This is a genomic window from Paenibacillus riograndensis SBR5, from assembly GCF_000981585.1.
GTDB classification, from domain to species: domain Bacteria; phylum Bacillota; class Bacilli; order Paenibacillales; family Paenibacillaceae; genus Paenibacillus_AQ; species Paenibacillus_AQ riograndensis.
The window spans coordinates 7,717,652-7,734,309 of the sequence record NZ_LN831776.1 but is presented as its reverse complement, the minus strand read 5'-3'; the positions used below and the strand labels follow the sequence as shown (position 1 = coordinate 7,734,309).

Genomic DNA, 16,658 nt, shown 5'->3' with positions numbered 1-16,658 from the left:
ATAAAAGTTAAATTATGTAGGCCTTTTTTCATAGGACATTTATCGTAATTAAACCATAAAGAGAGCAATTTAACTGCTTTTATGACCGAAATACGAAAAAACAATGGCATATGGCCGCCAATTTACGTTAGCGGTTTTTGCAGGCTTTGGTGTGTGCATATGCGTACCCCATAAAATCCGGGGCGTCCGAAGCCGGAAAGATAAACAGCTTTAAAAAAATTGTCCAACTTTTGGTTTATTCTGTATATAATCGAAGTGCACAGCAGAAAAATTCCGATAAAATAGTTATAGGAGTTGTCTGGCAAGACAAACTGAGAGGAAGTTAGCCATTGTTTGAAACCTTACTTTTAAATTTCCTGTTCTTGTTGTTTCCGGTCTTAATCGTGGTGATTTTTTTTGAAAATAGAGCATATCCGTACAACAACAGGCTTCTGGTCTTCATGTCCGCGGTAACGATGATTTTATGCATTGCCAAGCCGATTAAGCTGGAAATGGGATTTATTTATGATCTCAGATATATTCCGTTTATTCTCGTGGCTCTGTTTGGCGGATACCGGAGTGTGTTTCCACTGTACTTGATTATGAACATTTACCGGTTCTACCTGGGGGGAGCGGGGACCTTCCCTTCCTTCCTGTTCTCAACGGCGGTGCTGCTGCTGGTCCCATATCTCAGCAAACGCTTTATCAAGCTGTCTTCCAAACGCCGCATCCTGTGGGCAGTGGTCATCGCTGCGTTAACCATGGGGCTGTACCTGATTAATCTGGGATTGATCACGGACAAATTGGATCAGCAATTCTGGATACTTACGGTCTATGCCTTGTTGACGCATGGTGCCGTTATGAGCATTATTATGATTCTCATCGAGCAGATCATTACCAATATTAAAAACCGTGACCGGATTCTGCAGTCTGAACGCCTCAATGTGGTCAGTGAGCTGGCAGCCAGCGTGTCGCATGAAATCAGGAATCCGCTTACGGTAACCAGCGGTTTCCTGCAGCTGCTGAATAAATCGAATACGATTACACCGGAAGAAAAGGGTTATGTCGAATTATCCTTGCTGGAACTGAACCGGGCGGAGAAGATCGTCAGTGACTATCTCTCTTTTGCCAAGCCGCAATCCGATAATATGGTGTGTTCCAATATGAAGGCTGAAGCCGAGTATACCAAGAACATCATCATGCCTTACGCAACCATTCATAAAGTGGATGTTCAGTTCAATTTCAACAACACCCTGAATAAATGTTATGACAAAAACCAGATTCAGCAATGCCTCATTAATCTCTACAAGAACGGGATCGAAGCGATGAGGGAAAAGGACGGGGGCACGCTCACCATTGATATTTCGGAGAAAAAACAAAACATCGTCATCAGTATTCAGGATACCGGTATCGGGATGACCAAGGAAGAAATCTCGCGTCTCGGCAAGCCGTATTATTCCACCAAAGAAGAAGGGACAGGCCTCGGCATGCTGATGGCGTACAGCGCTATCAATAAGGTCAAAGGGATTATAGAAGTGGAAAGTGAAAAGGGGAAGGGCACGACCTTCCTGATCACCATCCCCACTTAAGCGTTCTATGGCAGACACCTGTCCAATAATGGTAAAGTATTTCTTAAGCAGAGAATTTTTCAGGAATCCAACCGGGAGGCATAAGCAATGAGAGAAGAACTTATCGCACAATTAAATAAGTGGCATGAGGAGGACAAATATCAGGAAATCGTAGACCGGATCAAAGAAACGCCGACGATATTGATTGATGACGAGCTGGCCACCCATTTGGGGAGAGCACTGAACAATCTCGGGCGGTACAAGTCGGCACTGAAGTGGTTCATGAAGACTGCGGACAAGGGTAAAAAGGACCCGCTGTGGCATTTCCGTGTGGGATACGCCCATTATTATCTGGATGAGCTGCAGGATGCGATCCGGGAATTTGAGATTGCACACAAGCTGGACCCCGAAGATGAAGATACCATTCAGTTTCTGGAATGGAGCCGCAAGGAGGCTGCTGAAGCCCCGGCAGATAAGGAATCTGACGAGGAAGAGGAATAGCGGCTTATTTCCTAAGCATGAAACGGGCAGCCCCCATCTGAACCTCAGATGGGGGCTTTTTGTCCGGAAGAGGTGGAAATGCTACAGCCTTTTTGCAGGGAATCCATGTGCTCTGCTTCGCCAAGCGATTAGAAGTGCAAAACTCAGCAGAATGAACAGCACCCAGGGAAAGGAGCGGACTCCCGTTGTTTCAAGAAGAATACCACCGATCACACCGCCGCCGCCAATCGCCAGGTTCCATGCCGTCACCAGCATCGACTGAGCCACATCCGCACTCTCGCGGCCGGCTATAGCAATGGCTGTCTGCAGCAGAGTCGCGGCTCCCCCGAAGGTTAGCCCCCAGACTGCAGCCACCAGACAGATCACGCCAGGCTGGTTGCTGACTATGCCAAGCAGGACGGATGCCAAGGCAAACGCAGCCAGGCTGACCAGAACCAGCGGCCGCAGATGGCGGTCGATCCATACACCGATCAACCAAATGCCAAGAAGCGCTGTAATCCCGAAAATAAGCAGAACCAAGTCCATACGCCCGGTAAACCCCGTCTGGGTAAGATAAGGTGCAATATAGGTATACAGGATGTTATGTGCCAGTACCCACGCCAGCACGACTAACAGTACCGGGCGAACTCCCGGGGCAGTGAAGACCTTGTGCAAAGGGAGCCGTTTGCCGGCATCTTCTCCCGGATAGTCCGGCAGCTTCCAGAGCACCCAGACGGCCAGCAGCAGCGCGGACAGCGACAAGATTCCGAAGACACTGCGCCAGCCGGCAAGGTCGCCGAATAAGGTGCCGGCAGGAACACCGAACGCCAGAGCAAGAGGTGTTCCTACCATTGCAACGGCCATAGCGCGTCCCTTCAGCGGCTCCGGCACCATGCGCCGGGCATAGCCTGCGGACATTCCCCATAGGACACCGGCAGATACGCCCGCGAAGAAGCGCGCTGCCAGCGTCAGCGTATAGTTAGAAGAAAATGTGGTAACGGTGTTGAAGACGAGAAAGCCAAGGATACACAGCAGCAGCAGAGGTTTCCGCCGCCAACCGCGCGTCGCGGCGGTTAATGGGATGGCTGCTGACAGTGAGCCAAGCGCGTATAAGGTAACAAGCTGACCCGCCATGGCCTCTGTCACTCCAAGCCCATGAGTGATCTGGAGCAATAAACCGGCGGGGACTGTTTCGGTAAGAATACAGATGAAGCCAGTCATAGCAAGGGCGAGCAAGCTCCCCCAAGGAAGCCGCCCGGAAGCTGGAGTGCCGGGAACTGGCGGGGAGGCGGAAGCTGTGGTGCTGCTCATTGTGTACACCTCTCTAATGATAGTATTTATTTGTTCAATCTGCCGTAGACGGCGTTGCAGAGGTCAATGGTAAACGGGCCTGACATCCCCTCCAATGCGGTGTTGGTGAAGGCTGCCACGCTTAGCCGCTGCTCCGGATCGACGAACCACGAATGCCCATAGGTGCCCCCCATGCGCCATGTGCCAGGCGATTCCGCAGTGTCTGCTGCAACAGGGTCTTTCAGCACCGTAATCCCCAGGCCAAAACCTCGTCCTGGCCAGAAGGGCATGTGCAGATCCCCAATCTGATTGGTGGTCATTTCACGGACCAGAGGTTCCGGCAGCAGAGGCGCTCCACCCTTGCGCAAGGTTTCCAGCAGATGCAGAAAGTCTCCGGTACTGCCGACCATGCCGGCTCCCCCGGAATGATAGGCGGCAGGGTCGAGCGCCCGTCCAGGGGAAAGCCGGAAGCCTGCTGTACCCTCCATAAAAGCAAGGCTGTCCGGATTGTGCAAAGGCCGCAGACCGGGAACGTCATCGGCATAAGCGGTGGCCAGCCGCTGCGGGTCCGTTGCAAGGAAGCCGGTGTCCTTCATGCCGAGCGGCCGGGTTACGAGTGCATCGATAGCTTCGCTGAGCGTGGTTCCGGCAACCCTTGCGATCACAGCCCCCAGCACATCTGTTGCGATAGAATATCTCCACTGGGTGCCTGGCGTATAGAGCAGCGGGGCTGAGGCGATCCGCCGCAGATTCTCATCCAGCGTGATGCCGGGCTGATCCATGCCATCGGATACCCCGGCCTGCTCATAGGAGCCCCCCTCTTCCTGGAAGAAACGGTAGGTCAGACCAGCGGTATGCGTCATTAAGTGACGGATCGTGATTGCTGCGTGTTCGCCGTTCTTCAGACGTGGCTGAAACTCCGGCAGCCAGCGGTCCACCCGGTCATCAAGCTGCAAGCGGCCTTGGGCCACTAGTACCAGCGCAGCTGTAGAGGTAATGGGTTTGGAAACCGATGCGAGCCGGAATAAGGCATCTTCCCGCATGGGCTGGTTCAGTTCGCGGTTCGCAAATCCGGCCGCCCGGTTATATATGAGCTCCCCATCTACCGCCACCTTGATGACAGCACCAGCCAGGCGCTTGTCGGTAAGCGTCTGGTCAATTACTTTATCAATGCGTTCCGGGAGGCGGTCTAGGTTAATCGTGTTCGAATGCAGTATACTCAACAGTGATCATCCTTTCGTTATAGTTAAAGCAGCAATTGCTTTACTATTGTAAGTATATTATATAAAATTAGTTAACAGCCTTACATAAGGCACTAAAGCTATAACTGCCGTTCGGCGGTTAAAAACAAGGCAGTTTGCACAAGGCCCCTTAAAATTAAAGGAGTTGAATGGGATGGACCATACGGATAAGCAGATTCTGTTTCACCTTCAGAGCCAAGCGAGAATATCTATGACAGAACTCGGAAAATGTGTGGGCCTATCACAACCGGCAGTGACGGAAAGGGTTAGACGTATGGAGGAAAACGGGGTGATCAGCGGGTACCGTACCATAATCTCTCCCGAAAAGATTGGAAAACATGCGGCCGCCTATATGCTGTTCCACTCCAGAGAATGTACCGCCTTCATGGATTTCTGCCGCTCCTCTCCGGAGGTCGTTGAATGTTACCGGATCAGTGGAGAGCACAATTATCTGTTAAAAGTAATGACCGATTCCACACAAGCCTTGGAGCAGTTCGGCAATGAATGCGATAAATACGGGAACTATACCATTCTAATTGTGATGTCATCGCCCATTGATCATAAATATCTTATTCCTTCGCTGGAAGGAGCAAGCCCAAACCTGCTTGAATAGCAGACCTGCCCGAATGGAAATGTTTAACTCCTCCCCTTAGAGGGGAATAAAGAATAAATGCTTAAGGAGGTACATACATAGTGGAAGAAAATTTGCTGGAGCAGTTGGCGCAGTGGCATGAAGAAGATGAATTTGCCAAAATCGTAGAAGCCATTATGGACATTCCTGAACCGGACAGGGATTATGTGCTCATTGGCCAGCTCGGCAGGGCACTGAACAATCTGGACCGCTACAACGAAGCGCTGGAACAGCTGCTGAGCATTGCGGAGCAAGGGGAGCAGGACCCCATCTGGCACTACCGTGTGGGGTATGCCTATTACTATCTGAAGCAATACGATCAGGCAGTCCGTGAATTTGAGCTTGCCGATGAGCTGGAGCCTGGAGATGAGGCAGTTCTTCAGCTGCTTGACTGGAGCCGCCGGGCGGCCGGGCGGGAGGCGCGGGAACAGCAGCGTTTTGCGGCTGCGCAGTCCAGCGGTGGAGTTCGTTCCGGCGGTGGGCGCTTTGATCCCCGGGAGTTCGTTGACTTCTGGGAGGATAGCGACTATGCGCTGGAGTCGTATGTGTCCGAGCCGCCCACGGACGAGCTGATTGCTTCTGTGGAGCAGGAGCTGGGGTATAAGCTGCCGGCTTTTTATATTGAGATGATGAAGCAGCATAACGGGGGCGTTCCCCGTGACACCTGTTTCCCTACGGAGGAAGGCACCTCCTGGGCCGAAGACCATGTGGCCATTACGGGAATTATGGGCATCGGACGGGACAAGACCTATTCGCTGTGCGGAGATTTAGGCAGCCGGTTCATGATTGAAGAATGGGGGTATCCCGATATTGGCGTGGTGTTCGGGGACTGCCCGTCCGCAGGACATGATGTGATCATGCTGGATTACCGGGCCTGCGGCAGGGAAGGGGAACCGGCAGTGATCCACGTGGATCAGGAAGCCGATTACGAGATCACCTTTCTCGCCAAAGACTTCGAGAGCTTTGTACGCGGGCTGGTGAACGAAGAGGTCTTCGATACATCCGAGGAGGACAAGGCGGACGATCTGCGAAAGGTAGCTCATGGGGCCTTCTCTCCCCTGCTGGCGGAGCTGTGCGGCAAAGTCACGGAGATAGAGAACATCGAGGGCATAATCCGCAAGATCTGTACGGCTATTGTTGAAGAAAAAGGGCATTTTTCTCTCCATGCCGATGAGCGGTCTACCTTGATGTACGATGTGCAGTTCTGGATATACATCAAAGCTTACCCGGATACGAACCGCGGCGAATACCTGGAGGCCTACTCAAAAATGATCGCGTTCGGCGGCGAATTCGGAACCGGCGGCTATGCGCCGGCGTTCATTTCCGATTGGCTGGATGACCGCATCCGGTCGGGAATGATCGTAGAACGGGGCGGCGCGCTTGCCTTCACGGACGAGGCCAAAGAGGAACTGCTGCACAAGCTGAAGAACGTTGCCGTGCCCGCTGCCGGAAAGGTTGCCCCGTTCATCCTGGTGGAGCAGGAGAATGGCGGAATGTCCGTCATTCTGAGTGTGGGCACCTACTTGGCCGATCTGTTCGAGTCGCGGGCAGAAGAAGGCTTCGAAGGCAACGGCTACGATTGGTCCTCCCTGGCGGCCGTATATCTGGAAGAGCAAATGCCGGAGCTGGCGGAGACCGTTCATTTTGACCCGGAAGCCGATATGTTCTGCGCATACTCCGGGAATAGGGAAGCTATCCTTAAATTTGCCGCCGGGTTCAAAAAAGCCTGCGAAGATGAGTCCCTGATCCGGGACCTGTTCTCCCGCGCCGAGCTGGACTGATAATTCCCCTGTGGCCGGGCTTTGGCCGACTATTATCTGTCTTCTTCTACTGAAACAGTGCCGTCCTTATGCAAGGACGGCACTGCCATTTCTGCTCACCCATTCCGTGAACACAACAAAATCCTTCTCCACCTGATCGGCATACCCATAAGCCCACCGGGAGAGATAACGGGCAAAAGCATCCGGGTCCTGCCCCATGGCCTTGGCGATTTCCTCCTCGCTATGATAAGGAAGAATCCCCTGGTCTACATCTATATCGGCCCGGGCATGCATTTTGGCGGTCAGGCAGCCCATCCCCTCAAGCACACGGTTCATATCCTCTGGACTGGAGATGTCTTTCAGCTTCAATCTTTTTTTATAAGGCGAACGTTCTCTTACATAAAAATGTCTTCCCTCCAGCGTAAGAAAACCCAGATATGGATCGGCCTTGTGGTGCATGGCCTGCTGTGTCGCTGTTACACGCTTCCCCTGATGTCCAAAATACTGCCAGAAGGATTCGGAATAGGGCATGAAATAGGCTGGCACCGGCACCCGGACCTCTTTTACCTCAAGAACTGTATCGTCTGTATCCTCGTGCTCCTGTCCACCCTCAATGAGGATGTAATAGCGGTCCAGCCCAATGGAGGCGGTTCCTGAGCCATGCTTGACGGCAATGTCCTTCATCCGGTAGTGATTCTCGTCCTGGCTGCGGGAAGTGATGGTCTGTATATAGAATGCCCAGGCGCTCTCCAGAAGGGACTGTTCGGCCTGCCCCGGAACGGCCAGCTCGGAATTCTCCAGAAACACCCGGCCAGTCTGCATTTGAGCCGTAACCTTCTCCAGAAAATGTGCCTGTCTGCGTTTCTCCAGCTTGCGGAGGAGCTTTTTCACCGGACCTTTGGCCCTTCCCTCATCCATCACATAAGTGGCTGGGTTGTCCTTGCCCTGCGCGAACCGGCGGATCTGTCTGGCATAGGCCTGTACGAAGCGCTCAATACAGCTTAGCTGTTCAGCTTCACCGTAACCGAGCTGTCTGCCCACCAGAGCGATACTGCCCGCCATGCGCAGAAGATCGTAGAGATAAGAACCCACATAGCCCTCATCGAAATCATTGACGTCATAGACGATTTCCCCGTCACTGCTACGGATCGCGCCGAAGTTCTCGAAGTGCAGATCCCCCTGAATCCAGGTAGGCCGGTCCTCTGCAGTGTGGTACGGGAAATACTGGCGGGTTGTATCGAAATAGAATAAGTAGGCACTGCCCCGGTAAAAGGAAAAAGCGCTCTGCGACATTTTCAAATATTTCTCCGCCCGTTTCTCCGGGCTGAGCCCCATAATGCTGCCGTCGAATTCATCGAAGATAGAGATCAGCAGATCCTTGCGCAGTTTGGTGCGGGTGCGGATGACGCCTTCGGTAATGGACTTGTCGATCATGGGAAGCCTCCTATGCCGTGATGGAATAAAGATGGGAGAAGAACAGAATCATGGCGTTGGTTTTATTTTTAAAAGGAATACACATACAGCTTCGTTTGCAGCGTATCTCTACAGGTGACTGTGCGGACCGGCTGCATATCCGGCAGGGCGAAAAAAACACTGATTACTACCGCCCCGGGGGGAAGCTCCTGCCTGAACTTAACTGCCAGCCGCTCCATCGCGCCGGGGAACAAATAGCAGATAACCATATCGGCATCGGCGTACGAGCCGCGGTAGATATTGCCCCGGATGAAGCGGAGCCGGCCTTGAAGCGGTTCCCGGCCGTTCCCTGAATGTTGGAGCCGCGCTGCAATCAGCGCCAGCAGCTGCGAGCCCCACAAGGGGAGGCTTGAATTCTCAATGCCGGTCAATCTTTTGCCCGGACAATGCCGGATGATATCCAGCCCCAATGTGCCCCAACCGGACCCTGCTTCGACAATTGTGCCATAGCCGGGCACCCGGTTCACCTCTCCGGCAACCGCCAGCCTTACAGCCTTCGAGGCGGGCATCGGGGAGATCCCGTTCCTCCAGGTGTCTACGACGATCCACATCACAGACAGGAGTACAGCAAGTGCCAGAAGCCAGGTAATGATTTGGAGGATGAGCATGTAATCCGTTCCTCTCTTTACACTCTATGAACAGAATTTCAATGTTTCTGTTATTATAAATCCCCTGCGGCTGCATCACCAGCTTAAAACTTGATGATAGACAAGCACGGATTGTCTGCGAATGCTGGAATCAGAGGTAAAAGTACCTTTGAATTCGCCTCAGGCAGGCTAAGTGGTGAAATGAGAGGTAAAAGTACCTTTGAATTCGTCTCAGGCGGCTTAGATGCTGAAATGAGAGGTAAAAGTACCTTTGAATTCGGCGTAGATGAGCCAACCCAAGCCGCCCAATAGAGTAATTGTAATTCTAAGAATATTTTAAATATTCCTTGACGGGAATATTCCTTTTAGGGTATATTATAAATGTACCTAAACAATAATAAATGCTTCACAAAAGGAACGTCGGAAAGATGGACACAACGACATTTAGCGCATTAGCCGAACCCACCCGCTTGCGGATGGTAGAAATGCTGAAGGACGGACCGCTGAGTGTAGGCGAGATTGCCGAACAACTCGGGCTCCGCCAGCCTCAGGCCTCGAAGCATCTGCGCGTCCTGCTGGAAGCCGGGCTGGTTGAGGTAGAGGCGCAAGCCAACCGGCGGAACTACAGGCTGCGAACAGAGCCGCTGGAGGCACTGGATGCATGGCTTGAAGCCTACCGGAAGATGTGGAATGAACGCTTCGACAATCTGGATGAGTACCTGCGGCACCTGCAATCCCAAGGCAAGGAATAACAATGAACGTTACTTACAGGAGGGAATTGAAATGTCCAAAATGATTTCCAGAGTAGAAGGCCTTGAACTGGTTCTTGAACGTGTATTCGATGCACCCCGCGAGCTTGTATTCAAAGTATTCTCCGAGGCGGAGCATTTGAAGCAATGGTGGGGCCCGCGCGGCTGGATTGTTCCCGTTTGCACCGTAGATTTTCGTCCGGGCGGCATTTGGCATTACTGTATGAAGTGTGTCGACGAGAAGCAGGGGGACTTCTTCGGAATGGAGTCCTGGGGCAAAGGGGTCTACCATGAAATTGTTGACGGGGAGAAAGTCGTCTACACCGATTACTTCTCGGATGCGGAAGGCAATGAAGCCGAAGGCATGCCGTCCACACTGGTTACGATGCTCTTTGAAGAATATGACGGAAAAACAAAGCTGGTAAGCCGTTCGAAATATGAATCGGCTGAAGCGCTCAAGACGGTCATGGATATGGGTATGGAGCAAGGCATTACCGAAACCTGGGACCGCCTCGAAGAGCATTTGCAGTCGGTTAAATAGGCAAGAGCAACTCGAAATGAATTTCCTCCCCGCAATTCCCCGGCTCCCGTTTCTTTTGAACCCGTTTGGAAATAATGGTGGGGAGGAGGCTGGAAAATGAACTATGCAGAGATTCTGATGAGAACCATTCTATCGGTGGGCCTGCTGCTGCTAATTCCCAGAATACTAGGCAAGCAGACCCTTTCCAATATGACGTCCAACGATTTCGTGATCAGTATTACGCTTGGCTCCTTGGCGGCAAATCTGGCGTTCAATGTCAATCTGAAATTCACCTATCTTGTCCTGTCCATTGTTGTTATAACGGCTACCTCGTTCCTGCTCTCCTTCATTGCCCTCAAAAGCCGCCGCCTGCGCAGCTGGATTTCCGGTTCCCCCACGGTCCTGATCGAGGAAGGCAAAATCATGGAAGCCAACATGCGGAAGATCCGCTATACCATGGATTCGCTGGACCAGGCGCTGAGGAAGAAGGAGATTTTTAATATTGAAGAGGTTGATTATGCCGTGCTTGAGGATAACGGACAGGTTTCTGTTCTCAAGAAGGAAGCGTACCAGTCCGTCACGAAGCAGGATCTGGGGCTGGCGCTGAAACCGCAGGTTTTTCCCGTGGAGCTGATTATGGACGGCAAGCTGGTTGAGGACAATCTCAAGCAGCACGGCCTGACCCGGGAGTGGCTGGAGAAGGAGCTGGACAAGAAGCAGAAGGGGAAGACGCTGGCAGATGTATTCTATGCGGTAAAAGGCACGCAGCAGCAGCTCGTGTTCGATTTCTATGAGGACGGGCTGCAGCAGCCGCTGGATCGGGAGTAGCCATGGGAGCGTTAAGCGGAAACAGGAATAAATCTTGCAGCTGGCGCAGCAATACAAACCGGGGAAGCACAGGCTTCCCCGGTTTTTTGGCAGCCCTGTAATGTAGATGCAGGAGCCTGTTGTGGCGGTTCTGTTTTACCACGCGTAAACCCCGTTAATATCCAAAAACTCACCGTTGTGACGTTTGCCGTCCGTGGCATAGCCTACAATAATGGCCGCCCCGGCTTCTTTGGATTTTCCACCTTCAGCATTGCCGTTTAAGTCAGTCTTCGTAAACCCGGGAGTTACGGCGAATACCTGAGCTTTGCTGTTTTTTAATTCTATGGCCATGGCTACCGTCATCGCATTGTTTGCCGTTTTGGAGGAATTGTAGTCGAACGCATTCAGTGCGTATTCCGCATTCTGCATAAAGTGCAGTGACGCCATATCGGTGGAGACGTTCACAATCGTTCCATCATTTTCTGTAATTAATGGGAGAAGACGCTGATTCAAGCGGAAGGTTCCGAAGAAGTTCACTTCAAAGGCCTCCCGTAAATGCTCTTCCTGAGTATTGCTGAACGAGCTGGAGAAAGCGCCCGGCATACCTGCATTGTTAATTAAAAGTGTTAACCCGGGATAGTTGTTCCGGAGGGTACCGGCTGCCTGTTCAATACTCTCCAGACTTGTCATGTCAATCTGCAGGAACTCCACATCCAATCCTTGGCTGGTTAATTCAGCAACGGCTGCTTTCCCCCGTTCGATGCTGCGTGCGCCCAGCAATACTTTCCAGCCTGCTTCACCAAGCTGTCTGGCGATTTCGAATCCAATCCCTTTATTCGCACCCGTTACCAAAGCAATTTTTGTCATGGTTATCCTTCTTTCTGCGGAATAGTATCTATCACAATTCGTAGCTTACTATGCTACACTAAGTGTAGGTCAACACTAAATGTCAGGAAGTGATTAAGATTTTTACGATAGGACAAGTCGCCGCAAAAGTAGGGCTCAACATAGGGGCAATCCGTTTTTATGAGAGAAAGGGTCTGCTCGATCCGGTTGTCCGCAACGAACAGAACAATCGGCTGTATACCGATGACGAGATTAATTGGCTGATCTTTCTTAGATGCCTGCGTGAAACCGGAATGAGTGTAGAGGAGATTAAGAAGTACTACGACATGGTCAAAGCCGGAACATCCACCTTGCCTGAGAGGATCAAGCTCATCCAGGACCAGAAACAAGCCCTGCTGGACGATATCGACAAGAAAAAAGCTCAACTCGTTCACTTGGAGCACAAGCTTGAGCGTTATTACCGCGGGGAGAATTATTAAAGCTCAGACTGGGCTATAGCCAGCATTCAATTGCACTTTCTACAACAGATGATCCTTAAATCAGCGGGGAAATGGAATCTATTGCACTCTGTACAGCAGAATCGGGCGAAAAAGTCGCTTTTGGCTCCAAATCAAGAAATCTACTGCACGAAATACAGCAGAATGCGATTCGCCGCAAGAATCTTAGCTTTCTATTGTAGAAAGTGCAATCACACGGAAAGTGAAGCCAATTCCTATATAGATAGATTTATTCCCAGCAAGCGATTAATTTATTGATGAAATCATCGAAGCTATGCATAGAAGATAACAGGTTCACATTTTTATCGTCCGTCAATATGGTGGCGAGTGCATCGAATACATCGCGGAATATTTTTCGGTCCTCTCCGCTTACGGTGAGTAATAATACAATTTTCACGGTAGAAGTATCCCATTGAATTCCATTTGGATTTAAATAAATGAACATACCTGTTTTACGGGAGTCCATTTTTATCGCATGAGGGATAGCAACTTGTCCGAACGCAGTAGATGACATGGCTTCCCGCTCCATAATTTTGCAGAAGAAATCATCGTCCGTATAACCGTCTTGATTCATAATTTGACATATAAAACGTAAAACGTCTTCTTTGTCAGACCGTTTTGTAGAGCTGCAAAAATGCCTTTCGTCCAAAAAGGATTCTAAATTGATTTTAAACTGATTTTTCTTTTTTTGTTCTTTTAATTCAAAAATTTTGTCCGATACTTTTTCCCGGTCGCTTTCGATAAAAAATGGGGTAATCACGACATAGGGCACTTCCGGAATCTTATGCAATTGGGCAGAGGAAATAATAAAATCACTTGTTGCATGACTCAAATCGCTCTCATCCGTTACAATCGAGTGAATCGAAATATCATCGCCAAAATACTGCTGTAATTTATTGATGATTTGCACATTCATATTGTAGTAAAGCGGAAACAGCACCGTGCACGAGATTTTTACGTTCGATTGCCGCTGCAATTCAATGGCATACCCCAGGTGAAAAGCCAAATAAGCAATTTCATCATCGCTAATGGTATAACCGGTTCGTTCTTTAATCACATGTGAAGCATGAACAGCGCAATCATAAATGAGCGGACATTCTCTTTTGATACTGTTCGTTAATGGATTTTTCGTTGAATGATGATTTTTTAATCTCATTAAAAGGTTTTTTACATGTAGTGTAAAACGTGTAATAAAATCAGAATCGGCGATACTGATATAGTAATACTTGTCCAGGTCAACGGCTATTTCACTTACCAAATCAATGCAATCTATACCGGCGATATTTTCCAGGTCGCTTACTTCAATTTGCGTAAAGTTAACATTGGTCCCATTGCACGAAATTAAGATCGCCAAGTCAGCGATTTCTTCTTCCGGATAGGTTACATGAAAATACGATTCTAATTTTGAGGCGATTTCTTTAGCGATTAAAAATGCGTTGTTGTCCATGCTATAATTCAAGGTTTTATTTAAAAACTGAAAATCATGTTTCATTCTGTCCAATGCAATGGTGATGTGGATAATCACGTCGGTTAAATAATAATCATTCGTAAAAAAGTGATGCGCAGAAAAGGTTCCAATGACAACTTCCCGAATGTAATCGATATTTAACTCTTTATAAACTCCTTTGATTTTATCAATATCAATAAAACTTCCATTAGCCTCTTCGTATAAAATACTACTCATTAACTTGCGTTTATCTTTTTCTTTCCCCTGTAAACGAACATGATCCTTAATCAACTGCAATTCCAAATTATTCTTGGTAAGTTTTTCTTTGACCAGCTTTAAATCAAGTCTAAGCGTTGATTCGCTGATAAAAAGAGCGTCACTTAAATCGTAAATGTAAATGGGCTCATTGGTTTGCACCAGTTTTTTCAGAATATAAGCCATTCTTTCGGGTTGGGTTTGCGGGATGGCTTTTTGTTCACTGGTTAGAAACCTGTTTACTTGATGGGTATCAACCTTATAACCTTTATTCGACGATAGGATTAACCCGTGGTGAATAGCATTAATTTCACTGATATAAGATTTGATGGTGCGCTTGGACACGTCATATTTGCTCGCCAAACTTTGTGATGATACCCATTTATTGTTTTGTGAGCTTAAATATTGAATCAAATCAATATACTGCGTTTTCATGTTGCATCCCTCGCTTTAAAATGTTGCACCATAGGGGTGCAGTTTTTTATTTGAGCCCGTTTCGGGGTTTGTATTATAGTTTGGTTGTAACAAAGATAGCGCTGTCAAAACATTATAAATAAAAGCAAGGAGGATTACCATGGCAAATTCAAGCGAAATGTTACATGTGTTGTTGGTTTGCGGGTCGGGAGCAAGCTCCGGTTTTATGGCTGCCAATATTCGCAAGGCCGCCAAAAAGAGAAACCTGAATATGGATATCATAGCCAGAGGGGAAGCGGAAATCGAAAATTATATCGATGATATCGATGCTTTGTTAGTCGGTCCCCACTTGGCTTATATCGTTGATGAAATCGAAGAGCTTACCAGAGATTCCGATGTCAAAGTGCTCTTAATGAAGCCTTCTTATTATTCCACCTTAGATGGGGAAGCCGCTTTAAATGATTTGCTGAGCGAATTGAAAATTTAAAGGGGATAACAGAAATGAACAAATTAATAGAATGGCTGAAAAATGACTTTTCTCCGAAGATGAATAAAGTCAATAACAATGTATGGGTTATCACACTTAAAGATTCTGTTATGCAGCTATTGCCTTTTATTCTTTTAGGATCGGTATTTTGCCTTCTGACTATACCTGGAGATGTGTATCATATCAAAAACTACCCTGACTTTTGGGTTCCCTTTGGGTGGACGATGGGCATGCTTTCGCTGCTGGTTTCTTTCCTGATTCCGTTCAACTTGATGGAAAAGAAGAAGCTGAGAAAACAGCGCTTTATTGCCGGATGTACAAGCCTGATTACTTTTTTGATCATCGTTACTCCCCAAGTTGTAAAGGACGGTACGGTTGGTTTCAAGCATAGTTCTTTGGGAACCGGCGGCATGTTCGTTGCTATCATTGCCGCTCTTATCACGGGTTATATCATGAGTCTGTTCGGAAAATTCTCGTTTTTCAAAGAAGAATCCGTCATCCCGGACTTTGTCAGAGCCTGGTTTGATTCCATGCTTCCGATTGGGGTAACTATCATTCTGGCCTGGGTGTTGGTCGATCTCGTTCATATTGATATCTACAACATCATTTTGAATATTTTTATGCCGTTGGCGAGCGTGGTAGAGACGCCTTGGGGATTCATGCTAATTTTGTTTATCAGCTGTTTCTTATATTCCATGGGGATTTCCAGTTGGATTCTAACCCCTGTCACCAAACCGATCTTTCTGGCGGCTATTATGGCCAACGCTACCGCGGGGGCGCATAATCTCGTAACAGCCGAAACGATTTATTCAGCATACCTGTGGGTTGGAGGCGTGGCCTGTACGTTGCCGCTGGCCTTTATGCATCTGCTTTCTAAAAGCACCAAGCTAAAAGCGCTGGGACGCGCAAGTTTGGTACCATCCATCTTTAATATCAACGAGCCTTTAGTGTTTGGTTCAATCGTATGGAATCCCATTATGATGCTGCCGATGTGGATCAATGGTTTGGTCTTGCCGTTGATCGTTTGGATCGGAACCAAAGTCATTCACTTTGGCCCCATCCCGAAAGTGGTTTTCGATATGTGGTACGTTCCTTTTCCAATCTCTACGTGGGTTACAACGGGAACCATTACAGGGATTATCCTGATGCTTATCGTTGTCACGGCAGCTACGCTGATTTGGTATCCATTTTTCAAAGCCTACGAAAAGCAAGAACTTGAAAAAGAATTGCCGCAAGCCAATTAATCTGTTAAGGAGACTTTATTATGACTTCTGAAGAAGTGGCTCAAGATGCAATGCAAATCATTTTGCACGCAGGGGAAGCAAGAAAGCATTGTACGGATGCGCTAAAGGATATTGAAAAAAGCGACTTTGCCGGGGCTAAGGAGAAGATGAAATTAGCCAATGCGGAAATTGTCATCGCTCATCGCGTGCAAACGAATTGCATCCAAAAAGAAACCGAAGGGGCGAAAGGGGAGTACTCCGTTTTATTTGCCCATGCCCAAGACACGTTAATGACAATTTATAGTGAAATTAATATTGCCAAGCGGTTAATTGATATTTTCGAGAGCTTTAATCAGAGGCTGACCCAACTGGAAATGATCAATAAATAAATAATCAATAAAAAA

The 16,658-nt window shown here is 48.8% G+C and carries 18 protein-coding genes; 12 read left to right on the top strand and 6 right to left on the bottom strand.

Annotation, left to right across the window (positions count from 1 at the left end; genetic code table 11):
* Positions 1–383: 383 nt before the first annotated feature.
* Together PRIO_RS32700 and PRIO_RS32695 are read left to right on the top strand one after the other, a co-directional pair.
* Positions 384–1,568 carry an ATP-binding protein gene (locus tag PRIO_RS32700; RefSeq protein WP_331709858.1) on the top strand — a complete coding sequence of 395 codons (1,185 nt, stop codon included), beginning with the start codon at positions 384–386 and terminating at the stop codon, positions 1,566–1,568.
* A gap of 87 nt (positions 1,569–1,655) precedes the next feature.
* A complete protein-coding gene (locus PRIO_RS32695; RefSeq protein ID WP_020434378.1) occupies positions 1,656–2,048 on the top strand; it encodes a tetratricopeptide repeat protein in 393 nt (130 codons plus the stop codon).
* 81 nt (positions 2,049–2,129) lie between these two features.
* On the opposite strand, the gene PRIO_RS32690 is transcribed toward PRIO_RS32695, so the two are convergent.
* The gene (locus tag PRIO_RS32690) at positions 2,130–3,338 is read right to left on the bottom strand and encodes an MFS transporter (protein WP_020434379.1); all 1,209 of its coding nucleotides are present in this window, start codon (positions 3,336–3,338) and stop codon (positions 2,130–2,132) included.
* Positions 3,339–3,364: 26 nt separating this feature from the next.
* Positions 3,365–4,534: a serine hydrolase domain-containing protein gene (locus PRIO_RS32685; protein WP_081487386.1), complete on the bottom strand. Its 1,170-nt coding sequence runs from the start codon at positions 4,532–4,534 to the stop codon at positions 3,365–3,367.
* Positions 4,535–4,712: 178 nt separating this feature from the next.
* Here PRIO_RS32685 and PRIO_RS32680 point away from each other — a divergent pair, with 178 nt between their 5' ends.
* Complete coding sequence (locus tag PRIO_RS32680) at positions 4,713–5,171, top strand: Lrp/AsnC family transcriptional regulator (RefSeq protein ID WP_020434381.1); 459 nt, start codon at positions 4,713–4,715, stop codon at positions 5,169–5,171.
* An 80-nt stretch (positions 5,172–5,251) separates the two neighbouring features.
* Positions 5,252–6,970 carry an Imm51 family immunity protein gene (locus tag PRIO_RS32675; RefSeq protein ID WP_020434382.1) on the top strand — a complete coding sequence of 573 codons (1,719 nt, stop codon included), beginning with the start codon at positions 5,252–5,254 and terminating at the stop codon, positions 6,968–6,970.
* 66 nt (positions 6,971–7,036) lie between these two features.
* Here PRIO_RS32675 and PRIO_RS32670 read toward each other — a convergent pair whose 3' ends face one another.
* Entirely contained in the window at positions 7,037–8,383 is a 1,347-nt protein-coding gene (locus PRIO_RS32670; protein WP_020434383.1) for a DUF2252 domain-containing protein, read from the bottom strand.
* Between the two features lie 68 nt (positions 8,384–8,451).
* Positions 8,452–9,030: a class I SAM-dependent methyltransferase gene (locus tag PRIO_RS32665; protein ID WP_020434384.1), complete on the bottom strand. Its 579-nt coding sequence runs from the start codon at positions 9,028–9,030 to the stop codon at positions 8,452–8,454.
* Positions 9,031–9,120: 90 nt separating this feature from the next.
* Between PRIO_RS32665 and PRIO_RS36340 the strand changes: the two genes are divergently transcribed.
* From PRIO_RS36340 to PRIO_RS32650, 4 genes are all read left to right on the top strand, one after another.
* Complete coding sequence (locus tag PRIO_RS36340; RefSeq protein WP_167345689.1) at positions 9,121–9,321, top strand: hypothetical protein; 201 nt, start codon at positions 9,121–9,123, stop codon at positions 9,319–9,321.
* Between the two features lie 116 nt (positions 9,322–9,437).
* Positions 9,438–9,761 carry an ArsR/SmtB family transcription factor gene (locus tag PRIO_RS32660; protein ID WP_039791509.1) on the top strand — a complete coding sequence of 108 codons (324 nt, stop codon included), beginning with the start codon at positions 9,438–9,440 and terminating at the stop codon, positions 9,759–9,761.
* A 31-nt stretch (positions 9,762–9,792) separates the two neighbouring features.
* On the top strand, positions 9,793–10,299 hold the full coding sequence (locus tag PRIO_RS32655; RefSeq protein WP_020434386.1) for an SRPBCC domain-containing protein: 507 nt from the start codon (positions 9,793–9,795) through the stop codon (positions 10,297–10,299).
* Positions 10,300–10,395: 96 nt separating this feature from the next.
* Positions 10,396–11,106, top strand: coding sequence for a DUF421 domain-containing protein (locus tag PRIO_RS32650; RefSeq protein WP_020434387.1), 711 nt, complete (start codon positions 10,396–10,398; stop codon positions 11,104–11,106).
* A gap of 135 nt (positions 11,107–11,241) precedes the next feature.
* Here the strand turns inward: PRIO_RS32650 and PRIO_RS32645 are convergent, their stop codons facing one another.
* Entirely contained in the window at positions 11,242–11,952 is a 711-nt protein-coding gene (locus tag PRIO_RS32645) for an SDR family NAD(P)-dependent oxidoreductase (RefSeq protein ID WP_020434388.1), read from the bottom strand.
* 89 nt (positions 11,953–12,041) lie between these two features.
* Between PRIO_RS32645 and PRIO_RS32640 the strand changes: the two genes are divergently transcribed.
* Positions 12,042–12,410, top strand: coding sequence for a MerR family transcriptional regulator (locus PRIO_RS32640; protein ID WP_020434389.1), 369 nt, complete (start codon positions 12,042–12,044; stop codon positions 12,408–12,410).
* Between the two features lie 247 nt (positions 12,411–12,657).
* On the opposite strand, the gene PRIO_RS32635 is transcribed toward PRIO_RS32640, so the two are convergent.
* Positions 12,658–14,565, bottom strand: coding sequence for a BglG family transcription antiterminator (locus tag PRIO_RS32635; RefSeq protein WP_046506129.1), 1,908 nt, complete (start codon positions 14,563–14,565; stop codon positions 12,658–12,660).
* Positions 14,566–14,704: 139 nt separating this feature from the next.
* Here PRIO_RS32635 and PRIO_RS32630 point away from each other — a divergent pair, with 139 nt between their 5' ends.
* The 3 genes from PRIO_RS32630 to PRIO_RS32620 are packed head-to-tail and all read left to right on the top strand — an operon-like array spanning position 14,705 to position 16,643.
* On the top strand, positions 14,705–15,031 hold the full coding sequence (locus PRIO_RS32630; RefSeq protein ID WP_020434392.1) for a PTS sugar transporter subunit IIB: 327 nt from the start codon (positions 14,705–14,707) through the stop codon (positions 15,029–15,031).
* A 14-nt stretch (positions 15,032–15,045) separates the two neighbouring features.
* Entirely contained in the window at positions 15,046–16,275 is a 1,230-nt protein-coding gene (locus PRIO_RS32625; protein ID WP_020434393.1) for a PTS sugar transporter subunit IIC, read from the top strand.
* A gap of 20 nt (positions 16,276–16,295) precedes the next feature.
* Positions 16,296–16,643, top strand: coding sequence for a PTS lactose/cellobiose transporter subunit IIA (locus PRIO_RS32620; protein WP_020434394.1), 348 nt, complete (start codon positions 16,296–16,298; stop codon positions 16,641–16,643).
* Positions 16,644–16,658 lie beyond the last annotated feature (15 nt).